This is a genomic window from Bacillus sp. NP247 (assembly GCF_018966865.1).
Taxonomy (GTDB): domain Bacteria; phylum Bacillota; class Bacilli; order Bacillales; family Bacillaceae_G; genus Bacillus_A.
Genome location: NZ_CP076653.1, coordinates 2,986,753 through 3,004,833, shown reverse-complemented (window position 1 = coordinate 3,004,833; position 18,081 = coordinate 2,986,753). Strand labels below are relative to the sequence as shown.

At 38.1% G+C, this 18,081-nt stretch carries 17 protein-coding genes; 3 read left to right on the top strand and 14 right to left on the bottom strand.

Going from position 1 to position 18,081, the window contains the following annotated elements; genetic code table 11:
- Positions 1-7 precede the first annotated feature (7 nt).
- Complete coding sequence (gene pcrA / locus KPL75_RS15865; protein ID WP_219916926.1) at positions 8-2,251, bottom strand: DNA helicase PcrA; 2,244 nt, start codon at positions 2,249-2,251, stop codon at positions 8-10.
- A gap of 12 nt (positions 2,252-2,263) precedes the next feature.
- On the bottom strand, positions 2,264-2,953 hold the full coding sequence (locus KPL75_RS15860; RefSeq protein WP_219916925.1) for a heptaprenylglyceryl phosphate synthase: 690 nt from the start codon (positions 2,951-2,953) through the stop codon (positions 2,264-2,266).
- 327 nt (positions 2,954-3,280) lie between these two features.
- Here KPL75_RS15860 and KPL75_RS15855 point away from each other — a divergent pair, with 327 nt between their 5' ends.
- From KPL75_RS15855 to KPL75_RS15845, 3 genes are all read left to right on the top strand, one after another.
- Positions 3,281-3,664, top strand: a complete 384-nt coding sequence (locus KPL75_RS15855; RefSeq protein WP_219916924.1) for a YgaP family membrane protein — start codon at positions 3,281-3,283, stop codon at positions 3,662-3,664.
- Between the two features lie 228 nt (positions 3,665-3,892).
- On the top strand, positions 3,893-4,738 hold the full coding sequence (locus tag KPL75_RS15850) for an SPFH domain-containing protein (RefSeq protein ID WP_219916923.1): 846 nt from the start codon (positions 3,893-3,895) through the stop codon (positions 4,736-4,738).
- Positions 4,739-4,753: 15 nt separating this feature from the next.
- Entirely contained in the window at positions 4,754-4,918 is a 165-nt protein-coding gene (locus tag KPL75_RS15845) for a type II toxin-antitoxin system antitoxin (protein WP_001085171.1), read from the top strand.
- Between the two features lie 37 nt (positions 4,919-4,955).
- Here the strand turns inward: KPL75_RS15845 and purD are convergent, their stop codons facing one another.
- From purD to purE, 12 genes are all read right to left on the bottom strand, one after another.
- On the bottom strand, positions 4,956-6,227 hold the full coding sequence (purD, locus tag KPL75_RS15840; RefSeq protein ID WP_219916922.1) for a phosphoribosylamine--glycine ligase: 1,272 nt from the start codon (positions 6,225-6,227) through the stop codon (positions 4,956-4,958).
- Positions 6,228-6,448: 221 nt separating this feature from the next.
- Positions 6,449-7,984: a bifunctional phosphoribosylaminoimidazolecarboxamide formyltransferase/IMP cyclohydrolase gene (gene purH, locus KPL75_RS15835; RefSeq protein WP_219916921.1), complete on the bottom strand. Its 1,536-nt coding sequence runs from the start codon at positions 7,982-7,984 to the stop codon at positions 6,449-6,451.
- 24 nt (positions 7,985-8,008) lie between these two features.
- The gene (purN, locus tag KPL75_RS15830; RefSeq protein WP_000088583.1) at positions 8,009-8,596 is read right to left on the bottom strand and encodes a phosphoribosylglycinamide formyltransferase; all 588 of its coding nucleotides are present in this window, start codon (positions 8,594-8,596) and stop codon (positions 8,009-8,011) included.
- The gene (gene purM / locus KPL75_RS15825) at positions 8,593-9,633 is read right to left on the bottom strand and encodes a phosphoribosylformylglycinamidine cyclo-ligase (RefSeq protein ID WP_219916920.1); all 1,041 of its coding nucleotides are present in this window, start codon (positions 9,631-9,633) and stop codon (positions 8,593-8,595) included. The genes purN and purM overlap by 4 nt, the downstream gene beginning before the upstream one ends.
- A gap of 103 nt (positions 9,634-9,736) precedes the next feature.
- Entirely contained in the window at positions 9,737-11,152 is a 1,416-nt protein-coding gene (gene purF / locus KPL75_RS15820) for an amidophosphoribosyltransferase (protein WP_000879018.1), read from the bottom strand.
- Positions 11,137-13,356 (bottom strand): phosphoribosylformylglycinamidine synthase II, encoded by a 2,220-nt coding sequence (gene purL, locus KPL75_RS15815; RefSeq protein WP_219916919.1) that lies wholly within the window; start codon positions 13,354-13,356, stop codon positions 11,137-11,139. The genes purF and purL overlap by 16 nt, the downstream gene beginning before the upstream one ends.
- Positions 13,340-14,023 (bottom strand): phosphoribosylformylglycinamidine synthase subunit PurQ, encoded by a 684-nt coding sequence (purQ, locus tag KPL75_RS15810; RefSeq protein WP_000666771.1) that lies wholly within the window; start codon positions 14,021-14,023, stop codon positions 13,340-13,342. The genes purL and purQ overlap by 17 nt, the downstream gene beginning before the upstream one ends.
- Positions 14,020-14,274 carry a phosphoribosylformylglycinamidine synthase subunit PurS gene (gene purS / locus KPL75_RS15805; RefSeq protein WP_000278821.1) on the bottom strand — a complete coding sequence of 85 codons (255 nt, stop codon included), beginning with the start codon at positions 14,272-14,274 and terminating at the stop codon, positions 14,020-14,022. Before purS ends, purQ begins: the two co-directional genes overlap by 4 nt.
- Positions 14,267-14,986, bottom strand: coding sequence for a phosphoribosylaminoimidazolesuccinocarboxamide synthase (gene purC / locus KPL75_RS15800; RefSeq protein WP_002113472.1), 720 nt, complete (start codon positions 14,984-14,986; stop codon positions 14,267-14,269). Before purC ends, purS begins: the two co-directional genes overlap by 8 nt.
- 88 nt (positions 14,987-15,074) lie before the next feature.
- On the bottom strand, positions 15,075-16,382 hold the full coding sequence (gene purB / locus KPL75_RS15795) for an adenylosuccinate lyase (RefSeq protein WP_144504624.1): 1,308 nt from the start codon (positions 16,380-16,382) through the stop codon (positions 15,075-15,077).
- Positions 16,379-17,530: a 5-(carboxyamino)imidazole ribonucleotide synthase gene (gene purK, locus KPL75_RS15790; protein ID WP_219916918.1), complete on the bottom strand. Its 1,152-nt coding sequence runs from the start codon at positions 17,528-17,530 to the stop codon at positions 16,379-16,381. The genes purB and purK overlap by 4 nt, the downstream gene beginning before the upstream one ends.
- The gene (gene purE / locus KPL75_RS15785) at positions 17,527-18,012 is read right to left on the bottom strand and encodes a 5-(carboxyamino)imidazole ribonucleotide mutase (protein WP_002113467.1); all 486 of its coding nucleotides are present in this window, start codon (positions 18,010-18,012) and stop codon (positions 17,527-17,529) included. Before purE ends, purK begins: the two co-directional genes overlap by 4 nt.
- Positions 18,013-18,081 lie beyond the last annotated feature (69 nt).

Here is an 18,081-nt window from a genome sequence, read left to right as displayed (position 1 = left end):
TCCTTTCCTATTGTTTCGTCACAGGTGCAAATTTTGCTAATAAACGTTTAACACCAATTGGGCTTGGGAACGCAATGTCTAATTCTTTTGAATCGCCTTCACCTTTTACACTTACAACTGTACCGACTCCCCACTTTTGGTGGGAAGCTTTATCGCCTACTGCCCAGCCAATTTGCTCGCCACCTGTTGTCTTAACAGCCGGACGCACGAAAGCTGAACGAGAACGTGTTGTAGTTGTAGCTTTACTTGTACTTGCCGTTCTTCCTTTTGCACCAAACGAAGTTTCACGCTTCGGTGCTGTTTCGTTTAATGATTCTACTAATTCTGCCGGAATTTCTGTAATAAATCGAGATGCTGCATTCATACTTGTTCTACCAAATAAAGTACGCATTTGAGCATTGGATAAGTATAGCTCTTCTTCTGCACGAGTAATACCTACATAGGCAAGACGACGCTCTTCTTGCATTTCATCCTCTTCCATAAGAGAACGAGTATGCGGGAATATCCCCTCCTCTAAGCCAACAATAAAGACAACTGGGAACTCTAATCCTTTTGCTGAGTGCATCGTCATTAAAATAACTTCTTCACCAGCAGTCGGATCTTCATCTACACGATCAATATCCGCAACAAGAGCTAAGTCTGTTAAGAATGCAACAAGGCTCTTATCTTCACTTTGAGATTCGAATGTTTGCGTAACAGATAGAAACTCGTCTAAGTTCTCTAGACGACCTTCTGCTTCTAAAGTACGCTCATTTTTCAGCATGTCGCGATAGCCTGTTTTTTCAATAACTTCTTCTACTAGCTCTGTAACAGATAAATACTCTTGCATATTTACCCAGTTGTGTAATAAACCTGCGAATTCTTTTACTGCCTTTGTAATTTTCGCACTTACACCAACATGCTCAATCTCATCAAATACAGCAGTTAATGAAATTCCATTTTGTACACCGTAATTAATAATTTTATCGATAGAAGTCGCACCAATTCCGCGCTTCGGCATGTTAATAATACGCGCGAAACTAATTTCATCATCTGGATTCCCAATTAAACGTAAGTAAGCCAAAATATCTTTAATCTCTTTACGGTCGTAGAACTTAGTACCGCCGACAATTTTGTAAGGAATATTAGATTTCAGGAAAATCTCCTCGACCATACGAGACTGAGCATTTGTACGATATAACACTGCAAAATCAGTATATTTTCGTTTTCCCATTTGAATATCGTCACGAATTTTTTTCGCAACAAAATATGCTTCGTCTTTTTCCGTTGCAGCACGGTAATACGAGATTTTGCTTCCAACTTGATTGTCTGTCCATAATTTTTTCGGTTTACGGTTTGAATTTTTTTCAATAACAGCATTCGCTGCATTTAAAATATTTTGTGACGAACGATAATTTTGTTCTAACAGGATAACTTGCGCATTCTCATAGTCTTTTTCGAATGACAAAATGTTAGAAATGTCAGCCCCGCGCCAGCGGTAAATAGACTGATCAGAATCACCTACAACGCAAAGATTTTTAAAACGCGCTGCTAAATGTTTAACAAGAAGGTACTGCGCTTTGTTCGTATCTTGATACTCATCAACGTGAATATATTGGAACTTACGCTGATAAAACTCTAGTACTTCTGGAACACGTTCAAATAGCTGAATCGTTGTCATAATTAAATCATCAAAGTCTAATGAGTTATTTTTCAAAAGACGTTTTTGATATTCTGTATATACATCGCTCGTTAATTTTTCATATGGGTCAGCGATTGTAATTTTTTTTGCATATTTATCTGCAGATAACAGTTCATTTTTCGCATTACTAATACCGGCTAAAATAGAGCGCGGCTCAAATTTCTTCGGATCAATATTGCGCTCTTTCATAATTTTTTTGACTACAGTTAACTGATCGCCTGAATCTAAGATTGTAAAGTTACGATTAATACCAATACGATCGATATCACGTCGTAAAATACGTACACACATAGAGTGGAACGTAGAAATCCAAATATCTTCTGCTTCTGGTCCGACAAGTGTATCAATACGCTCGCGCATTTCACGAGCTGCTTTATTTGTAAAGGTAATAGCTAGTGCATTCCATGGTGCTACACCTTTTTCACCAAGTAAATACGCAATACGATGTGTTAACACACGTGTTTTCCCACTACCTGCGCCTGCCATTAATAGAAGTGGTCCATTTGTTGTTTGTACTGCTTTTTGTTGCTGTGGATTTAAACCATTTAATAACCTATCTGTCGTACTCATATGCGCCTGCACCTACTCTCCTTTTACTGCTTTAACTGTTTTTAACGCCAATTTTATATCATCATAAATAACATTTCCAACAACTACTGTATCAGCATACTGTGCCATTTCTTTCGCTTGTTCTGCATTAGAAATACCACCGCCATAATATAGCTTAGCTTGTTTCAATTCTGCTTTTACATTTTTAACAAGTTCAATATCTCCATACGTCCCGCTATATTCTAAATAGAATATAGGTAAATGTAATAGTTTGTCTGCTAAACGTGCATATGCAATAACGTCATCTTCTGTTAAATTACAGTTTGCATCTGTAAGCTGGGCTACTTTCGCTTCTGGATTTAAAACACAATATCCTTCCATGTAAATTTCGTCCCAGTCCATAATATCCCCAAATTCTTTCAATGCCTCATGATGAACACCTGTTACCCATTCTACTTTTCGGCTATTTAAAACACTTGGGATGTAATAAAAATCAAATCCTGGTGTAATTGCTTCCACATCAGAAACCTCTAACACACAAGGAACTGCATATCTACGAATGCTAACTAGCATGTGTAATACGTTATCAATTGTAACTCCATCACTTCCGCCTACAATAACAGCATCCGTTCCTGATTCACAAATCATTTCTAAATGTTCGTCACTTAACTCCTTATTTGGATCAAGCTTAAATACATGTTTCCATTTGGAAATATCGTACATGAAAACACCCTTTCTTTTCTCTAGTTATATCTATACTTCTGTTCAAAATAACAGTTAATTTTTATCAGGAGTTTTTAAATTCCTTGCTATATCTTTCCCGGACTGGCGTATGCAACGATGAAATGCGATAGCTATCTTTACTGGACTTTTTGAACTTCCTTTTACGCATTCTTTCATTATAACAAAAAAAGCTACCTACACACACGCCCAATCCAACATCTTTTTCAACGTCAAATGTTGGATTACATATCAAAAAACTTATACGGAATACTAACAAATGAAATAGTATTTCTATTTCGAAGTTCATCAAAAAGGAGTGTTTTTCTAATGAAGCAAAACATTGGTACAATCAATGCTCTAATTCGAATTACACTCGGACTTATCCTCTTCGGTTGTAGTACAGCTAAACTCGTACGCAAACCGTGGTGCACTTGGTCTAAAGTTTTACTATGGATTGGTGCAATGAAAATTGCAGAGGGGATTGTTCGTTTCTGTCCTATTGCTGAAGTATGTAAATTTGGAAAATATATGAGTATCGGCGCATTTAAAATACCAAGCATGAATTTTACTGAAAAAGGACATAATAAAGAAGAAGTTAATCCAGCTTCCAGTCATGACAAGCCAAAGTCAAAGTCAGATGGAAGTTACGACACTTCTGACAAAGAGATTGAGTCAGCGATTGAAGAATTGATCCTGGCAAAACCGCTTTGAATCATTTGTCACGATGCAAGATGCTCTCAAAGGGACTTAGCTGCTGCAGTGGGCGGCTAAGTCTTCTTTATTTTACCACAAAACAGAACGTACATTCTTATCCTTTTGGAGTTTATCCCTAAAACGTACATAAAAGATATCAAACGATAAATTTCAGAAAATTAGGTGTAAAACACTTGCATGTAATGATATAAAAGTGATATCATTTTTATATCAGGAGGCGATCATATGAAAGAAAAACAAGTTTTTTATGTAAATGGTTTTCTCGGTATTATCGGGATTTTAATTTTAGCCGCTATCGGCGTGTTTTTCCTTGTGCAAGAAGTTTTTATAGTAGCAGCATTAACTATTATTTTAGCCGCAGTTCTCGCTACAGGTATTGGTATTGTTCAACCAAACCAAGCAAAAGTAATTACGTTTTTCGGTAGTTATTTAGGAACAATTCGTCAAAATGGTTTATTTTTAACAATTCCATTCGCGTTTCGTCAAACTGTATCTTTACGTGTTGAAAACTTTAACAGTAAGAAATTAAAAGTAAACGATGTTGAGGGCAATCCAATTGAAATTGCAGCCGTTATCGTATATAAAGTTGTTGATTCCGCAAAAGCAATGTTTGGTGTTGAGCATTACGATCGATTCGTAGAAATTCAAAGTGAAACAGCAATCCGCCACGTTGCTACAAAATATCCTTATGATAATTTCCAAGATGAAACTTGCATCACGTTACGAGGAAATACTGAAGAAATCTCTGAAGAATTAAAGCGTGAATTAGAAGCACGACTTGAAATCGCTGGCGTAGAAGTATTAGAAACTCGTTTAACACATTTAGCTTACGCAACAGAAATTGCCCATGCAATGTTGCAACGTCAACAAGCAAAAGCCGTATTAGCTGCTAGAAAAGAGATTGTTGAAGGTGCTGTGAAGATGGCCAAAGATTCAATCCATATGTTAGATGAAGAAGGCGTACTGGAACTCGATGACGAGCGTAAAGCAAATATGGTGAACAACTTATTAGTTGCCATCGTTTCAGATAAAGGTGCGCAACCAGTTATTAATACAGGAAGCCTATACTAAAGGTTGTAAGTGATTATGGCCAAAAAGAAAAGCTTTCCATTACGTATTGATCCTGAATTACACGCAGTCATCGAAAAATGGGCGAATGATGAGTTTCGTAGCGTCAATGCACACATCGAGTATTTGCTTCGAGAAATGGCAAAGCAAAAAGGGAAATTAAAAAAAGATAAAGATGCATAAAAAATCCCGCTGATTTCTCAGCGGGATTTTTTATACACTAGCTTCTCGTCATCTCATGCCCAATTGCACGATACCCTATATCACTTCGATAAAATAGACCATCACTCTCAATTTTACCAATTTCTTTATATACTTTATCTTTCGCCTCTTGTAAATTTTTTGCCTTGCAAGCAACAAATAATACACGGCCACCATTTGTTACAAAGTCACCGTGTTTCATCACCGTCCCTGCGTGGAAAACAATTACATCTTGCAGTGCGTCTAACCCGTTAATAATTTCACCTTTTTTATACGCTTCTGGATATCCTTTAGAAGCAAGTACAACACCAATTACAGCTTCCTCTGACCAGTCTAACGTTAGTTCACTTTCATCTAATACAGCGTTACATACATCAACTAAATCATTTTCTAAGCGAGGTAATACAACTTCCGTTTCAGGATCGCCAAAGCGTGCATTAAATTCAATTACCTTTGGACCGTCATTTGTTAAAATAAGCCCTGCATATAAAATACCTGTAAACAAACGATTTTCTTGAATCATCGCTTTAGCAGTTGGATGTAATACTGTTTCAATCGCTTCTTGAACTGCTGATTCTGGAATTTGTGGTACTGGAGAATATGCACCCATTCCGCCCGTATTAGGACCTTTATCGCCGTCAAAAGCTCGTTTATGATCTTGAGCAATTACCATTGGATATACAGTTGTGCCATTTACAAATGCCATTAATGAAAATTCTTGTCCATCTAAAAACTCTTCAATAACGACCTTCTTGCTTGCTTCGCCGAATTTCACATCTTGTAGCATTTCTTTCACAGCTTGTAATGCCTCTTCAAGCGTCATTGCTACTGTTACACCTTTACCAGCAGCTAATCCATCCGCCTTAATTACGATCGGTGCACCAACTTTTTGAATGTACCTTACTGCCTCTTCGTAGTCTGTAAAAGTTTCATATGCCGCAGTTGGTATATTATACTTTTTCATCAATTCTTTCGTAAAAGCTTTACTACCTTCAATAACAGCAGCTGCTTTATTAGGACCAAATACACGAAGTCCCTCTTCCTTAAAACGATCCACAATTCCGTTCATAAGTGGAATCTCTGGTCCAACGAAAGTTAATTCAACATTCTTCTCTTTTGCAAATAAGACTAATGCATCGAAATCATTCTCATCAATATCAACTGGTGTTGCAACATCTCGCATACCTTCATTACCTGGTGCTACATACACCTTTTCTACCTTTTCAGATTTTGCAAATTTCCAAGCTAAAGCATGCTCACGCCCACCGCGGCCAATTACTAAAACATTCATATTTCATCCCCCAATAATTAAATAAGTACAAACTAGAAGCTATGCTCCTAGTTTGTTTTCATATCAATGTAAGTTTAAAAAGGAGGATCAAGAGAACCGAGCAGGTCGAGGCGCATTTGCCAGGAGGACACGGAGTGTAGCTTTCCTACATGAGTACCGCACTGGCATTGCAACGACGACATGCGACAGTTATCTTGACCGGACTTTTTAAACATCCTCTATTAATGTTTGAAATGACGTACGCCAGTGAACACCATCGTAATCCCATACTCATCTGCCACTTTAATAGAATCCTCATCACGAATTGATCCACCTGGTTGGATAATTGCTGTAATACCAGCTTTTGCTGCTTCTTCTACTGTATCTGGCATTGGGAAGAAAGCATCAGATGCAAGTGCGCTACCTTGTGCTTTTTCGCCAGCTTGTGTAATTGCGATTTTTGCAGAACCTACACGGTTCATCTGCCCCGCACCTACACCAACTGTCATGTTATCATTCGCTAAAACAATTGCATTTGATTTCACATGTTTTACAACTTTCCAAGCTAGTTTTAAATCTTTCCACTCTTGCTCTGATGGTTCACGTTTCGTTGGAATTGAAATTGCGTCCTCATCTAATGATAACGTATCTTCTTCTTGAACAAGAAGACCACCTTGTACAGAAGTTAGTTTTTTGCTTGCACTTGTCGCTTTTTCAATATTTACAGTTAGTAAGCGTAAGTTCTTCTTACTTTGCAACACTTCTAAAGCTTCTTGCGAGAACGAAGGAGCGATAACAATTTCTAAGAAAATTTCGTGTAACTTTTCTGCTGTAGCTTTATCAATTTCACGATTCGCTGCAATAATACCGCCGAAGATTGATACTGGATCCGCTTCATAAGCACGAGTATATGCTTCATGAATATCAGTTCCTACTCCAACACCACATGGGTTCATATGTTTTACCGCTACTACTGCTGGTTCTGTAAATTCTTTCACGATGCTAAGTGCTGCATCCGCATCGTTGATATTGTTATAAGATAATTCTTTACCGTGTAATTGTTCTGCGTATGCAACAGAAGAAGTTGCTGCGAATGGCGCTTTATAGAATGTCGCTTTTTGATGTGGATTTTCGCCATAGCGTAAATCTTGTTTTTTCTCAAATGTCACTGTTACTGTTTCAGGGCTTTCTTCGCCCATTTGCTCTGTTAAATAGTTAGAAATTAACGCATCATATGCTGCTGTATGACGGAATACTTTCGCTGCTAATTTACGTTTCGTTTCCTCTGTTACTTCACCGTTCTCTTTCAGTTCTGCTAATACAACATCATAATCGACCGGATCTACAATTACCGATACAAATTTATGATTTTTCGCAGCAGAGCGAATCATTGTTGGGCCACCGATATCAATATTTTCAATTGCATCAGCAAATGTTACATCAGGCTTAGCGATTGTTTCTTTAAATGGGTATAAGTTAACAACAACAAAGTCAATTGGTTGAATACCTAATTCATTCATTTGCGCTACATGCGTTTCATTATCACGAACTGCTAATAGACCACCATGAATATTTGGATGTAATGTTTTTACACGGCCATCCATAATTTCCGGGAAACCAGTTACTTCAGAAATACCAATTACTTGTAAGCCGTTTTCTTCTAATAATTTTTTCGTACCACCTGTTGAAATAACTTCAATCCCTTGTTCAAGTAAACCTTTAACAAATTCTACTACTCCTGTTTTATCTGAAACACTTACTAATGCACGCTTTTTCATTTATCCTTCACCCCTGGTTGTATGTTAGTTAACAGTTGTTTCTTTCGCAGACTGAACAATTTGATTCACTGTATTTACGTATAATTTATGTTCAACTTGTTGAATTTTCTTTTGTAAGCTTTCTCTCGTATCCCCTTCAGAAACAACTACTGCTTCTTGCGCAATAATTGGACCTGTATCCATACCTGCATCTACATAATGAATTGTTACTCCAGTTACTTTCACACCTGCTTCTAACGCTTGACCGACAGCATCTTTACCCGGAAAACTCGGTAATAGTGATGGATGAATGTTAATAATCTTCCCACCGTACGCTCCTAGTAAAGTCGGCCCAATTAAACGCATATACCCAGCTAAAATAACATAATCAATTTCATACTCTTCTAGCTTCTTTAATATTTCTTTTTCAAATGCTTCTTTTGACTCATATGCTTTCGCTGAAAAGGCGAAACACGGAATATGATGATAATGTGCCCGTCCAACAGCACGTGCTTCTGGTTTATCACATACTAATAAACTAATTTCTGCATCCAATCTTTTTTCTTCTACCGCATTAACGAGAGATTGAAAGTTAGATCCACTTCCAGAAGCAAAAACTGCTAATCTACTCATAGTGCTGTGCCCCCATTGAAAGTAACGCCAGCCCCTTGTACAGTACGTCCAATAATACGCGCTGTTTCTCCTTGCTCTTCAAGAAGACGAACAACATCTTTTGCATCTTCTTCCTTCACCGCTACTACCATACCAATACCCATGTTAAAAATATTGAACATTTCTTTCTCTTCTAGTTTCCCAACTTCTTGAAGTAAACTGAAGATCGGCTGAATTTCCCAAGCTCCTAGCTCAATTTCAGCACCGATTCCTTCTGGCAACATACGTGGAATATTTTCAATGAATCCGCCACCTGTAATATGTGCCATACCGTATACTTCATGTTTCTTCAATAGTTCTAAAATAGGTTTGACATAAATTTTCGTTGGTTTTAATAATTCCTCACCAAGAGGTAGCTCTAAGCGTCCATAAATGCGATTTAAAGATAGTTCTCCATCTTCTAGTAACACTTTTCGTACTAAAGAGTAACCATTACTATGAATACCGCTAGATGCTAAGCCAATTAATACGTGACCAGCTTCAATCTTTTCACCCGTTACAATTTTCTTTTTATCAACAATCCCAACTGTAAAACCAGCTAAATCGTATTCTTCCGTAGAATACATACCTGGCATTTCAGCTGTTTCTCCACCAATTAATGCACAACCAGCTTGGCGACAGCCCTCTGATATACCTTTGACGATGTTTTCAATTTTACTAGGTTCAGCTTTACCACAAGCAATATAATCAAGGAAGAAAAGCGGCTCTGCCCCTTGGACAACAATATCATTTACACACATTGCTACTGCATCAATACCAATAGTGTCATGTTTATCTGCCATAAAAGCGAGCATCAATTTCGTTCCCACGCCATCTGTTCCAGATACTAATACAGGTTCTTCTAATGCAAATTTTGATAGATCAAACATACCCCCAAAACCGCCTAAACCGCCTAGTACTTCTTTTCTCATTGTTGTTTGTACGTGTTTTTTCATGCGAGATACCGCTTCATATCCAGCTTCAATATCTACTCCTGCTTGCTTATATGCATTCGCCATCGTTATTTACACCTCGTCTTTTAATTTCTCCCCATCCAGGGCGGCCGTTTTAAGAAAGAAGCTAGCTTCTACATCAAAAGAAGTAGAAGCTTTTTTCACTTTCCTATTTCATACTTTCTAAAAGCTCTTGCTCATAATCATAAAGAGCTGTTGGATAGTCTCCATTGAAGTAAGCCATACATAGACCGCCATATTTCCCTTCATATGGACGTCCAATTGCATCTACTAATCCATCTTCGCTTAAAAATGTTAAAGAATCTGCTCCGATTATTTCACGGATTTCTTCTACTGTATTATTTGCTGCAATTAATTCTTTTCTCGTTTGAATATCAATGCCATAGAAACATGGATACTTAAGAGGCGGTGAAGCAATTCTTACATGAACCTCTGTCGCTCCAGCCTCACGAAGCATACGAACAATTCGTTTACTTGTCGTTCCTCTTACGATAGAGTCGTCAATCATAACAACTCGTTTCCCTTCAACTACACCTCTTACTGCGGAAAGCTTCATCTTTACCCCTTGCTCGCGCAGTTCTTGAGAAGGTTGAATAAATGTACGTCCAACGTAACGATTTTTAATTAATCCTAACTCATACGGAATGCCTGTTGCCTCTGCATAGCCGATCGCAGCTGAAATACTAGAATCTGGTACACCAGTAACAACATCAGCTTCAATAGGAGCTTCCGCTGCTAAACGTTTCCCCATGTTTTTACGTGCTGCATGAACGTTAATACCTGCAATATTAGAATCCGGACGTGCAAAGTAAATGTATTCCATACTACAAATTGCATGGTCTACTTCATTTGTAAAACGATCTACATGAATTCCTTCGTCATTAATGATAAGCAGTTCACCAGGTTCTACATCACGAATATATGTTGCACCTACTACATCGAAAGCACATGTTTCTGATGCTACAACGTAAGCATCTCCCATCTTTCCAATTGAAAGAGGACGGAATCCATTCGGATCTAGCGCAACAATCATTTCATTTCCAGTTAGTAAAAGATATGCAAACGCACCTTTTACTTTATTTAAAGCCTCTTTTACACTTTCAATTAAAGAATCTTTCGTACTACGTTTAATGAGATGTAAAAGTACTTCTGTATCTGAACTCGTTTGAAAAATACTTCCCTCTGCCTCTAATTCACGACGAAGCATCTTTGCATTAATTAAATTTCCGTTATGAGCTAGCGCCATACTATGATCAGAAAAACGGAATAATAATGGTTGAACGTTAGCAACTTCACTTCCACCCGCTGTTGCATATCGTACGTGTCCAATTGCTGATTTTCCGTTTAATCCTTCTAGCTCACCTCTTGAAAACACTTCTGATATTAAACCTAACCCCTTGTGACCAATGATTTTTTCCCCATTATTTACAACAATGCCTGCGCCCTCTTGCCCACGGTGCTGCAAACTGTGCAATCCGTAGTACGAAACTTGTGCTGCATTTTCATGCCCCCAAATTCCGAAAACGCCACATTCTTCATTTAACCCCTTTATTTCAGCAAGCATGGGATTGCCCCTTTCCAAGCCTTTCTCATTTCATCTACATTTGCTGTAAGTAATACTTCATTTTCTTCATTATGAATTGTTACTTCATTTGTATTTGTTACTTCTCCAACTTGAATTGCTTCAACGACTTTCTCGAACGCTTCTTTATTTTCACGTTTTACAGTTAGAACGAAGCGAGATTGTGATTCCGCAAATAATACCGCCGTTGCTTCCCCATCTAATTTCACAGTAGCACCTAAACCGTTAGCACCAATTGCACTTTCAGAAATTGCAACTGCTAAACCACCTTCAGCGACATCATGTGCAGATTGAACAAGGCCAGCTTGAATTGCTTCTAATACTTGTTTTTGGCGTTTTAATTCTACATCTAGATCGATACTTGGTGATTGGCCGAAAATTTTGCCGTGAATCATTTTCTGTAATTCACTTCCACCAAACTCAGCTTTCGTCTCTCCGATTACGTAAACTAAATCGCCAGCTTGCTTAAATTCTTGTGTTGTTACGTGTTTTAAATCATGTACAAGACCAACCATCCCAACAGTTGGTGTTGGATATACAGCTTCACCGCTACGCTCGTTATACATTGATACATTCCCGCCGATAACTGGCGTTTGTAGTGTGCGACAAGCTTCACTCATACCGTCTACTGATTTTTCAATTTGCCAGAAAATCTCTGGTTTTTCTGGGTTACCAAAGTTTAAGCAATCTGTAATTGCAAGTGGTTCTCCGCCAGAACATACGATATTACGTGCTGCCTCTGCTACTGCAATTTTACCGCCTACTTCTGGATCTAAATAAATGTAGCGAGAGTTACAATCCGTCGTCATTGCTAATCCTTTTTCTGTACCGCGTACACGTACAACTGCTGCATCTGAACCTGGTGTAACGATTGTGCTAGTGCGTACTTGATAATCATATTGATCATATACCCACTCTTTACTTGCAATCGTCGGTTGTTGTAGTAAAGCGAATAACGTTTCTTTGTAATCTTCTACTTTTGGTGTTTCCATTTTCATCTGCTGGAACTCAGCAAAGTATGCTGCTTCTTTTGATGGTTTATGATAAATTGGTGCTTCTTCTGCAAGAGCATCTGCTGGAACTTCAGCTACCTTTTCACCTTTATGGAATAAACGAAGCATTTTATCTTCCGTTACTTTCCCCATCGTAACTGCTGCAAGACCATACTTCTCAAATAAATCTACTATTTCTTGCTCTCTACCTTTTTTTATAACAATTAACATACGCTCTTGTGATTCGGATAGCATCATTTCATATGGTGTCATTCCCGTTTCACGCTGTGGTACATCATCTAAGTACATTTCAATACCCATACCTGCTTTACTTGCCATTTCTGCAGAAGATGACGTTAAACCAGCAGCTCCCATATCTTGAATTCCAACAAGTGCATCAGACTGGATAAGTTCTAAACATGCTTCGATAAGAAGTTTCTCCATAAATGGATCTCCTACTTGAACTGCTGGACGTTTTGCTTCTGAGCTTTCAGATAGTTCTTCAGATGCGAATGTTGCACCGTGAATACCGTCACGACCAGTTGATGCTCCTACGTACATTACTGTATTGCCAGCACCGTGTGCTTGCCCTTTTTTAATATCTTCATGGTTAATTAAACCTACGCACATTGCATTTACAAGTGGATTTCCTTCATAACATGGATCAAATTGTACTTCGCCGCCAACAGTAGGAATACCGATGCAGTTACCGTATCCTGCAATTCCTGCTACCACTTCTTCGAATAAATATTTCACACGTGGTGATTGTAATTCACCGAAGCGAAGTGAGTTTAATAGAGCTACCGGACGTGCTCCCATAGAGAATACATCACGAATAATACCGCCAACGCCTGTTGCTGCTCCTTGATATGGTTCAATTGCAGAAGGGTGGTTATGGCTTTCCATTTTAAATACAACCGCTTGATTATCACCGATGTCTACAATTCCAGCACCTTCTCCAGGTCCTTGCAGAACACGCTCACCCGTCGTTGGGAATTTACGAAGTACTGGCTTCGAATTTTTATAACTACAATGTTCAGACCACATAACAGAGAATAATCCTGTTTCTGTATAATTCGGCAGACGGCCTAAAATCTTTTCAACCATGGCAAACTCTTCGTCTGTTAGCCCCATTTCCGCATATATGCGCTCTTCTTTAATTTGTGTTGGATTTGGTTCAAGCATTAACGACATATGTTTCCCTCCACTGTTTTAAGATAGATTGAAAGACTTTTAACCCTTCAGCACCACCAAGCAATTCATCTACAGCACGCTCTGGGTGTGGCATCATACCAAGTACATTTCCCTTTTCATTTACAATACCAGCAATGTCTGAAACGCTACCGTTCGGATTTTCTACGTAACGGAATGCGATTTGATTATTCTCTTCTAATTGTTTAAGAGTTGCTTCATCACAATAGTAATTCCCCTCACCATGTGCAATTGGAATATTGATTACTTCATCTTTTTCATATTGTGATGTAAACATAGTTTCATTATTTTCAACACGTAACTGAACCGTACGGCACATAAACTTTAAGTTTTCGTTTCTCATTAATGCTCCTGGTAGTAATCCTGATTCAACAAGAATCTGGAATCCATTACACACTCCTAAAATTGGCTTTCCTTGCTCAGCAGCTTTTTGCACCGCTTTCATTGCGTTAGCAAAGCGAGAAATAGCACCGCAACGTAAATAGTCACCGTAAGAGAATCCACCAGGTAGTAAAATTGCATCATATTCATCTAAATTCTCTCTATCGTGCCAAACGTAATCTACTTCTTCACCAAGCTCATCTTTAATTGCATGGAACATATCGACATCACAGTTCGAACCTGGGAATACTATGACTGCAAATTTCACTGTGCGACAACCTCCTCAACTTCATAACGGAAGTCTTCCATTACAACGTTTGTTAATAGTTTTTCACACATTTCTTTTACCTTTGCGTCAAGGTCAGATACTGATTTATCAATTGTTAATTCCATATATTTTCCGATTCGAACGTCTTGTACTTCTGTGAACGAAAGACTATGAAGTGCCCCTTTTACTGCTGTTCCTTGTGGATCTAATACGCTTTCTCTTAACGTTACATATACCTTAACTTTATACATGTGAAATTCCCCCTAAACGTTTTAAAATCTCTTCATAAGCTTCTGTTAAATTTCCAAGATCGCGACGGAATACGTCTTTATCAAACTTTTCATTGCTCGTTTCATCCCATAAACGGCAAGTATCTGGTGAAATCTCATCCGCTAATATGATTTCTCCTTCTTCCGTTACACCAAACTCTAATTTAAAATCTATTAATCTTACACGACAGCTTGCGAAATGCTCAATCAATACTTGATTGATTTGTAGAGCCATATCTCTTAATACGCTTACTTGCTCTGGTGACGCAACGTTTAATACACGAATATGATCTTCCGTTACAAGCGGATCTCCTAAATCATCATCTTTGAAGTAAAATTCTACGATTGGTTCTGCAAGTACAGTTCCCTCTTCCATTCCTAATCGTTTTGAAAGGCTTCCTGCAATTACATTTCTTGTGACAACTTCTAAAGGAATAATACTCACTTTTTTTACAAGTTGCTCTGTTTCAGATAACTTCTCAACAAAATGTGTTTTTATTCCTACTTCTTGTAACATTCTGAACAATAAAGTTGTAATCTCATTGTTCAAACGACCTTTTCCTGTAATCGTCTCTTTTTTCTCCCCATTGAAAGCAGTCGCACTATCTTTGTACTCTACCCAAACCATATCTGCTGATTCTGTACGATAAATTCTTTTTGCCTTACCTTCATACAGCAATTCTAGCTTTTGCATTTCGCAAGCCCCCTGTAGTTTGAAAAATGTGAATAATATTTTTATAAAGAATGGCACAGAATGACTCTATTCTGTGCCATATGAAATTTTACGCTTCGTTTAACCCAAGGCGTTCAAAGATTGTATCAACGTGTTGCATATGATGCTCATAGTTGAAGCATTCATTAATTTCTTCTTGTGATAACTTGCTCGTAATACGCTCATCAGCTTCTACAAGCTCTTTAAATTGTACTTGTGTTTCCCAAGCTTCCATCGCTTTAGGCTGTACGATATCATAAGCTTCTTCACGTACCATACCTTTGTCAATTAATGTAAGCATTACGCGCTGAGAATAAATTAAGCCGTATGTTCTTTTCATATTGCGTTTCATATTCTCTGGGTATACAGTTAAGTTTTTAACGATATTACCAAAGCGATTTAACATGTAATTTAACGCGATTGTAGCATCTGGTAAAATTACGCGTTCTGCTGAAGAGTGAGAAATATCGCGCTCATGCCATAATGGAACATTCTCGTAAGCTGTCATCATATAACCGCGGATAACACGAGCTAAACCAGTCATATTTTCAGATCCAATTGGATTACGTTTATGTGGCATTGCAGAAGAACCTTTTTGGCCTTTTGCAAAAGCCTCTTCAACTTCACGTGTTTCACTCTTTTGTAAACCACGAATCTCAACTGCCATCTTTTCAATAGATGTTGCGATTAGTGCAAGTGTTGACATGTAATGAGCATGGCGATCACGTTGCAATGTTTGTGTAGAAATTGGTGCTGCTTCTAATCCTAAGTTTTCACAAACAAATTTTTCTACGAATGGATCAATATTCGCGTATGTACCAACCGCACCAGATAATTTACCAACGCGAACTGTATCAGCAGCTTGTTTGAAACGCTCTACGTTACGTTTCATTTCTTCATACCAAAGACCAAGTTTTAAACCAAATGTTGTTGGTTCTGCATGAACACCGTGTGTTCTTCCCATCATGATCGTGTATTTATGCTCTTTCGCTTTATTAGCTAAAATGCTTACAAAGTTTTCTAAGTCTTTTAATATGATTTCATTTGCTTGTTTTAAGATGTAAGATAACGCTGTATCTACTACGTCTGTAGATGTTAAACCGTAATGAACCCATTTACGTTCCTCACCTAATGCTGGTGTTTCTGATACAGCACGAGTGAATGCAACTACGTCATGACGTGTCTCTTTTTCAATTTCATAAATACGATCAATATCAAATGATGCATGCTCACGAATTTTTTTAACATCTTCTTTTGGAATGTCGCCAAGCTCAGCCCATGCTTCACAAGCTAAAATCTCAACTTCTAACCACGCTTTAAATTTGTTCTCTTCCGTCCAAATTGCACCCATTTCAGGGCGTGTATAACGATTAATCATCTTTTTCCCTCCAACAGTTGTTCTTGATGGTCCCAAATATGCAAACTCTTCGCTTTTTCTAGAGCGACTTCAATATTATCATTTAAAATATTAACATGCCCCATTTTCCGCTGCGCTTTTGCTTCTTCTTTTCCATACAAGTGTAAATAGCACCCGGTTAGTCTATTCACTTGTCCTAGGACCCCTTCTATATGTTCGCCTAAAATGTTTACCATGACAACTGGTTTTAACAAATTTGTTTCTCCAAGAGGTAAATTACAGATTGCTCGAATATGTTGACCAAATTGACTCGTTTCACATGCATCCTGTGTATAGTGTCCTGAATTGTGAGGTCTTGGTGCTAATTCATTAATGTAAATCTCACCGTCAGCTGTAGCAAACATCTCTACCGCTAGTGTTCCCACAAGTTCTAGTTCATCCGCGAGCACTTTTGCATAAGCAATTGCTTTTTGAGAAAGTTCCTCTGTAATGCGAGCTGGAACGATAGATTCATGCAAAATGTTATTTACATGAATATTTTCCGCTACGGGAAATACTTTCGTTTCACCACTTACACTACGAATTACAATAACTGATACTTCTTTTTCAAAAGGCACCCATTTTTCTAGAATGCACTCTGCTTCATCCGCAAGCTCTCGTGCCTTCTCAACATCAGCTTCACTTCTTAAAACAACTTGCCCTTTCCCATCATATCCACCTGTCGTCGTTTTTAAGACGGAAGGAAATGATAATTCAGCAATCGCTTCAGTAAGCTGATTTTGATTTTGAACTAATCTATACATTGCTACTGGTAACCCAGCTTTCTCAATTGCATTCTTTTCTGTAAAACGATTTTGCGTTTTATTTAACAACTGACTACCTTGTGGTAAGTAAGCATGTTTTTCAAGCCATTGTAAACATCTATAATCAATATTCTCAAATTCATATGTGACAACGTCGCTTATCTCTGCTAAATGCTGAATTGCTTTTAAATCGTCATATGGTGCAACAATTTCAACATCAGCAACTTGTGCACATGGTGAATGCTTTGTAGGATCTAAAACAGCAATTTTATAACCCATCTCCTTAGCTGCCAGCGCCATCATTCTTCCAAGCTGGCCGCCTCCAATAATGCCGATTGTTTTTCCAGGTAAGATGATTCTCGTCATACTAGCTCACTACCTTCGCGCACAGTTTTCTCAATAGCTTCTCGTCTCAACTCTAATGCATCATGTATGTCATCATGATATGATCCAAGTATTTGTGCAGCAAGTAAACCAGCATTTGTTGAACCAGCTTTACCAATTGCAACAGTTGCAACTGGAACCCCTCCCGGCATTTGGACAATGGATAATAACGAATCTAGGCCGTTTAACGCTTTTGATTGAACTGGGACACCGATTACAGGAAGATTTGTCTTCGCTGCAACCATTCCTGGTAAATGTGCTGCTCCACCAGCTCCAGCAATAATAACTTTTAACCCACGTTCACGAGCTGTTTCTGCATATTCAAACATATAATCCGGAGTCCGATGAGCGGATACAACTTTTTTCTCATACGGTATATTTAATTCATCTAAAATATCACAAGCATATTTCATTGTTTCCCAGTCTGACGTGCTTCCCATTATGACTCCAACTAGTGATTTCATATTAGAATCCCCCCGATTCAAATAAAAAAAGCCTGAAATAGAACAGTTTCTCTTTTACTATGAGAGAAA

Bases quoted from the DNA above. Each gene is read 5' to 3' on its own strand.
- pcrA (WP_219916926.1), bottom strand. From the start codon at position 2,251: ATGAGTACGACAGATAGGTTATTAAATGGTTTAAATCCACAGCAACAA.
- KPL75_RS15860 (WP_219916925.1), bottom strand. From the start codon at position 2,953: ATGTACGATATTTCCAAATGGAAACATGTATTTAAGCTTGATCCAAAT.
- KPL75_RS15855 (WP_219916924.1), top strand. From the start codon at position 3,281: ATGAAGCAAAACATTGGTACAATCAATGCTCTAATTCGAATTACACTC.
- KPL75_RS15850 (WP_219916923.1), top strand. From the start codon at position 3,893: ATGAAAGAAAAACAAGTTTTTTATGTAAATGGTTTTCTCGGTATTATC.
- KPL75_RS15845 (WP_001085171.1), top strand. From the start codon at position 4,754: ATGGCCAAAAAGAAAAGCTTTCCATTACGTATTGATCCTGAATTACAC.
- purD (WP_219916922.1), bottom strand. From the start codon at position 6,227: ATGAATGTTTTAGTAATTGGCCGCGGTGGGCGTGAGCATGCTTTAGCT.
- purH (WP_219916921.1), bottom strand. From the start codon at position 7,984: ATGAAAAAGCGTGCATTAGTAAGTGTTTCAGATAAAACAGGAGTAGTA.
- purN (WP_000088583.1), bottom strand. From the start codon at position 8,596: ATGAGTAGATTAGCAGTTTTTGCTTCTGGAAGTGGATCTAACTTTCAA.
- purM (WP_219916920.1), bottom strand. From the start codon at position 9,633: ATGGCGAATGCATATAAGCAAGCAGGAGTAGATATTGAAGCTGGATAT.
- purF (WP_000879018.1), bottom strand. From the start codon at position 11,152: ATGCTTGCTGAAATAAAGGGGTTAAATGAAGAATGTGGCGTTTTCGGA.
- purL (WP_219916919.1), bottom strand. From the start codon at position 13,356: ATGTCGTTAATGCTTGAACCAAATCCAACACAAATTAAAGAAGAGCGC.
- purS (WP_000278821.1), bottom strand. From the start codon at position 14,274: ATGTATAAAGTTAAGGTATATGTAACGTTAAGAGAAAGCGTATTAGAT.
- purC (WP_002113472.1), bottom strand. From the start codon at position 14,986: ATGCAAAAGCTAGAATTGCTGTATGAAGGTAAGGCAAAAAGAATTTAT.
- purB (WP_144504624.1), bottom strand. From the start codon at position 16,382: ATGATTAATCGTTATACACGCCCTGAAATGGGTGCAATTTGGACGGAA.
- purK (WP_219916918.1), bottom strand. From the start codon at position 17,530: ATGACGAGAATCATCTTACCTGGAAAAACAATCGGCATTATTGGAGGC.
- purE (WP_002113467.1), bottom strand. From the start codon at position 18,012: ATGAAATCACTAGTTGGAGTCATAATGGGAAGCACGTCAGACTGGGAA.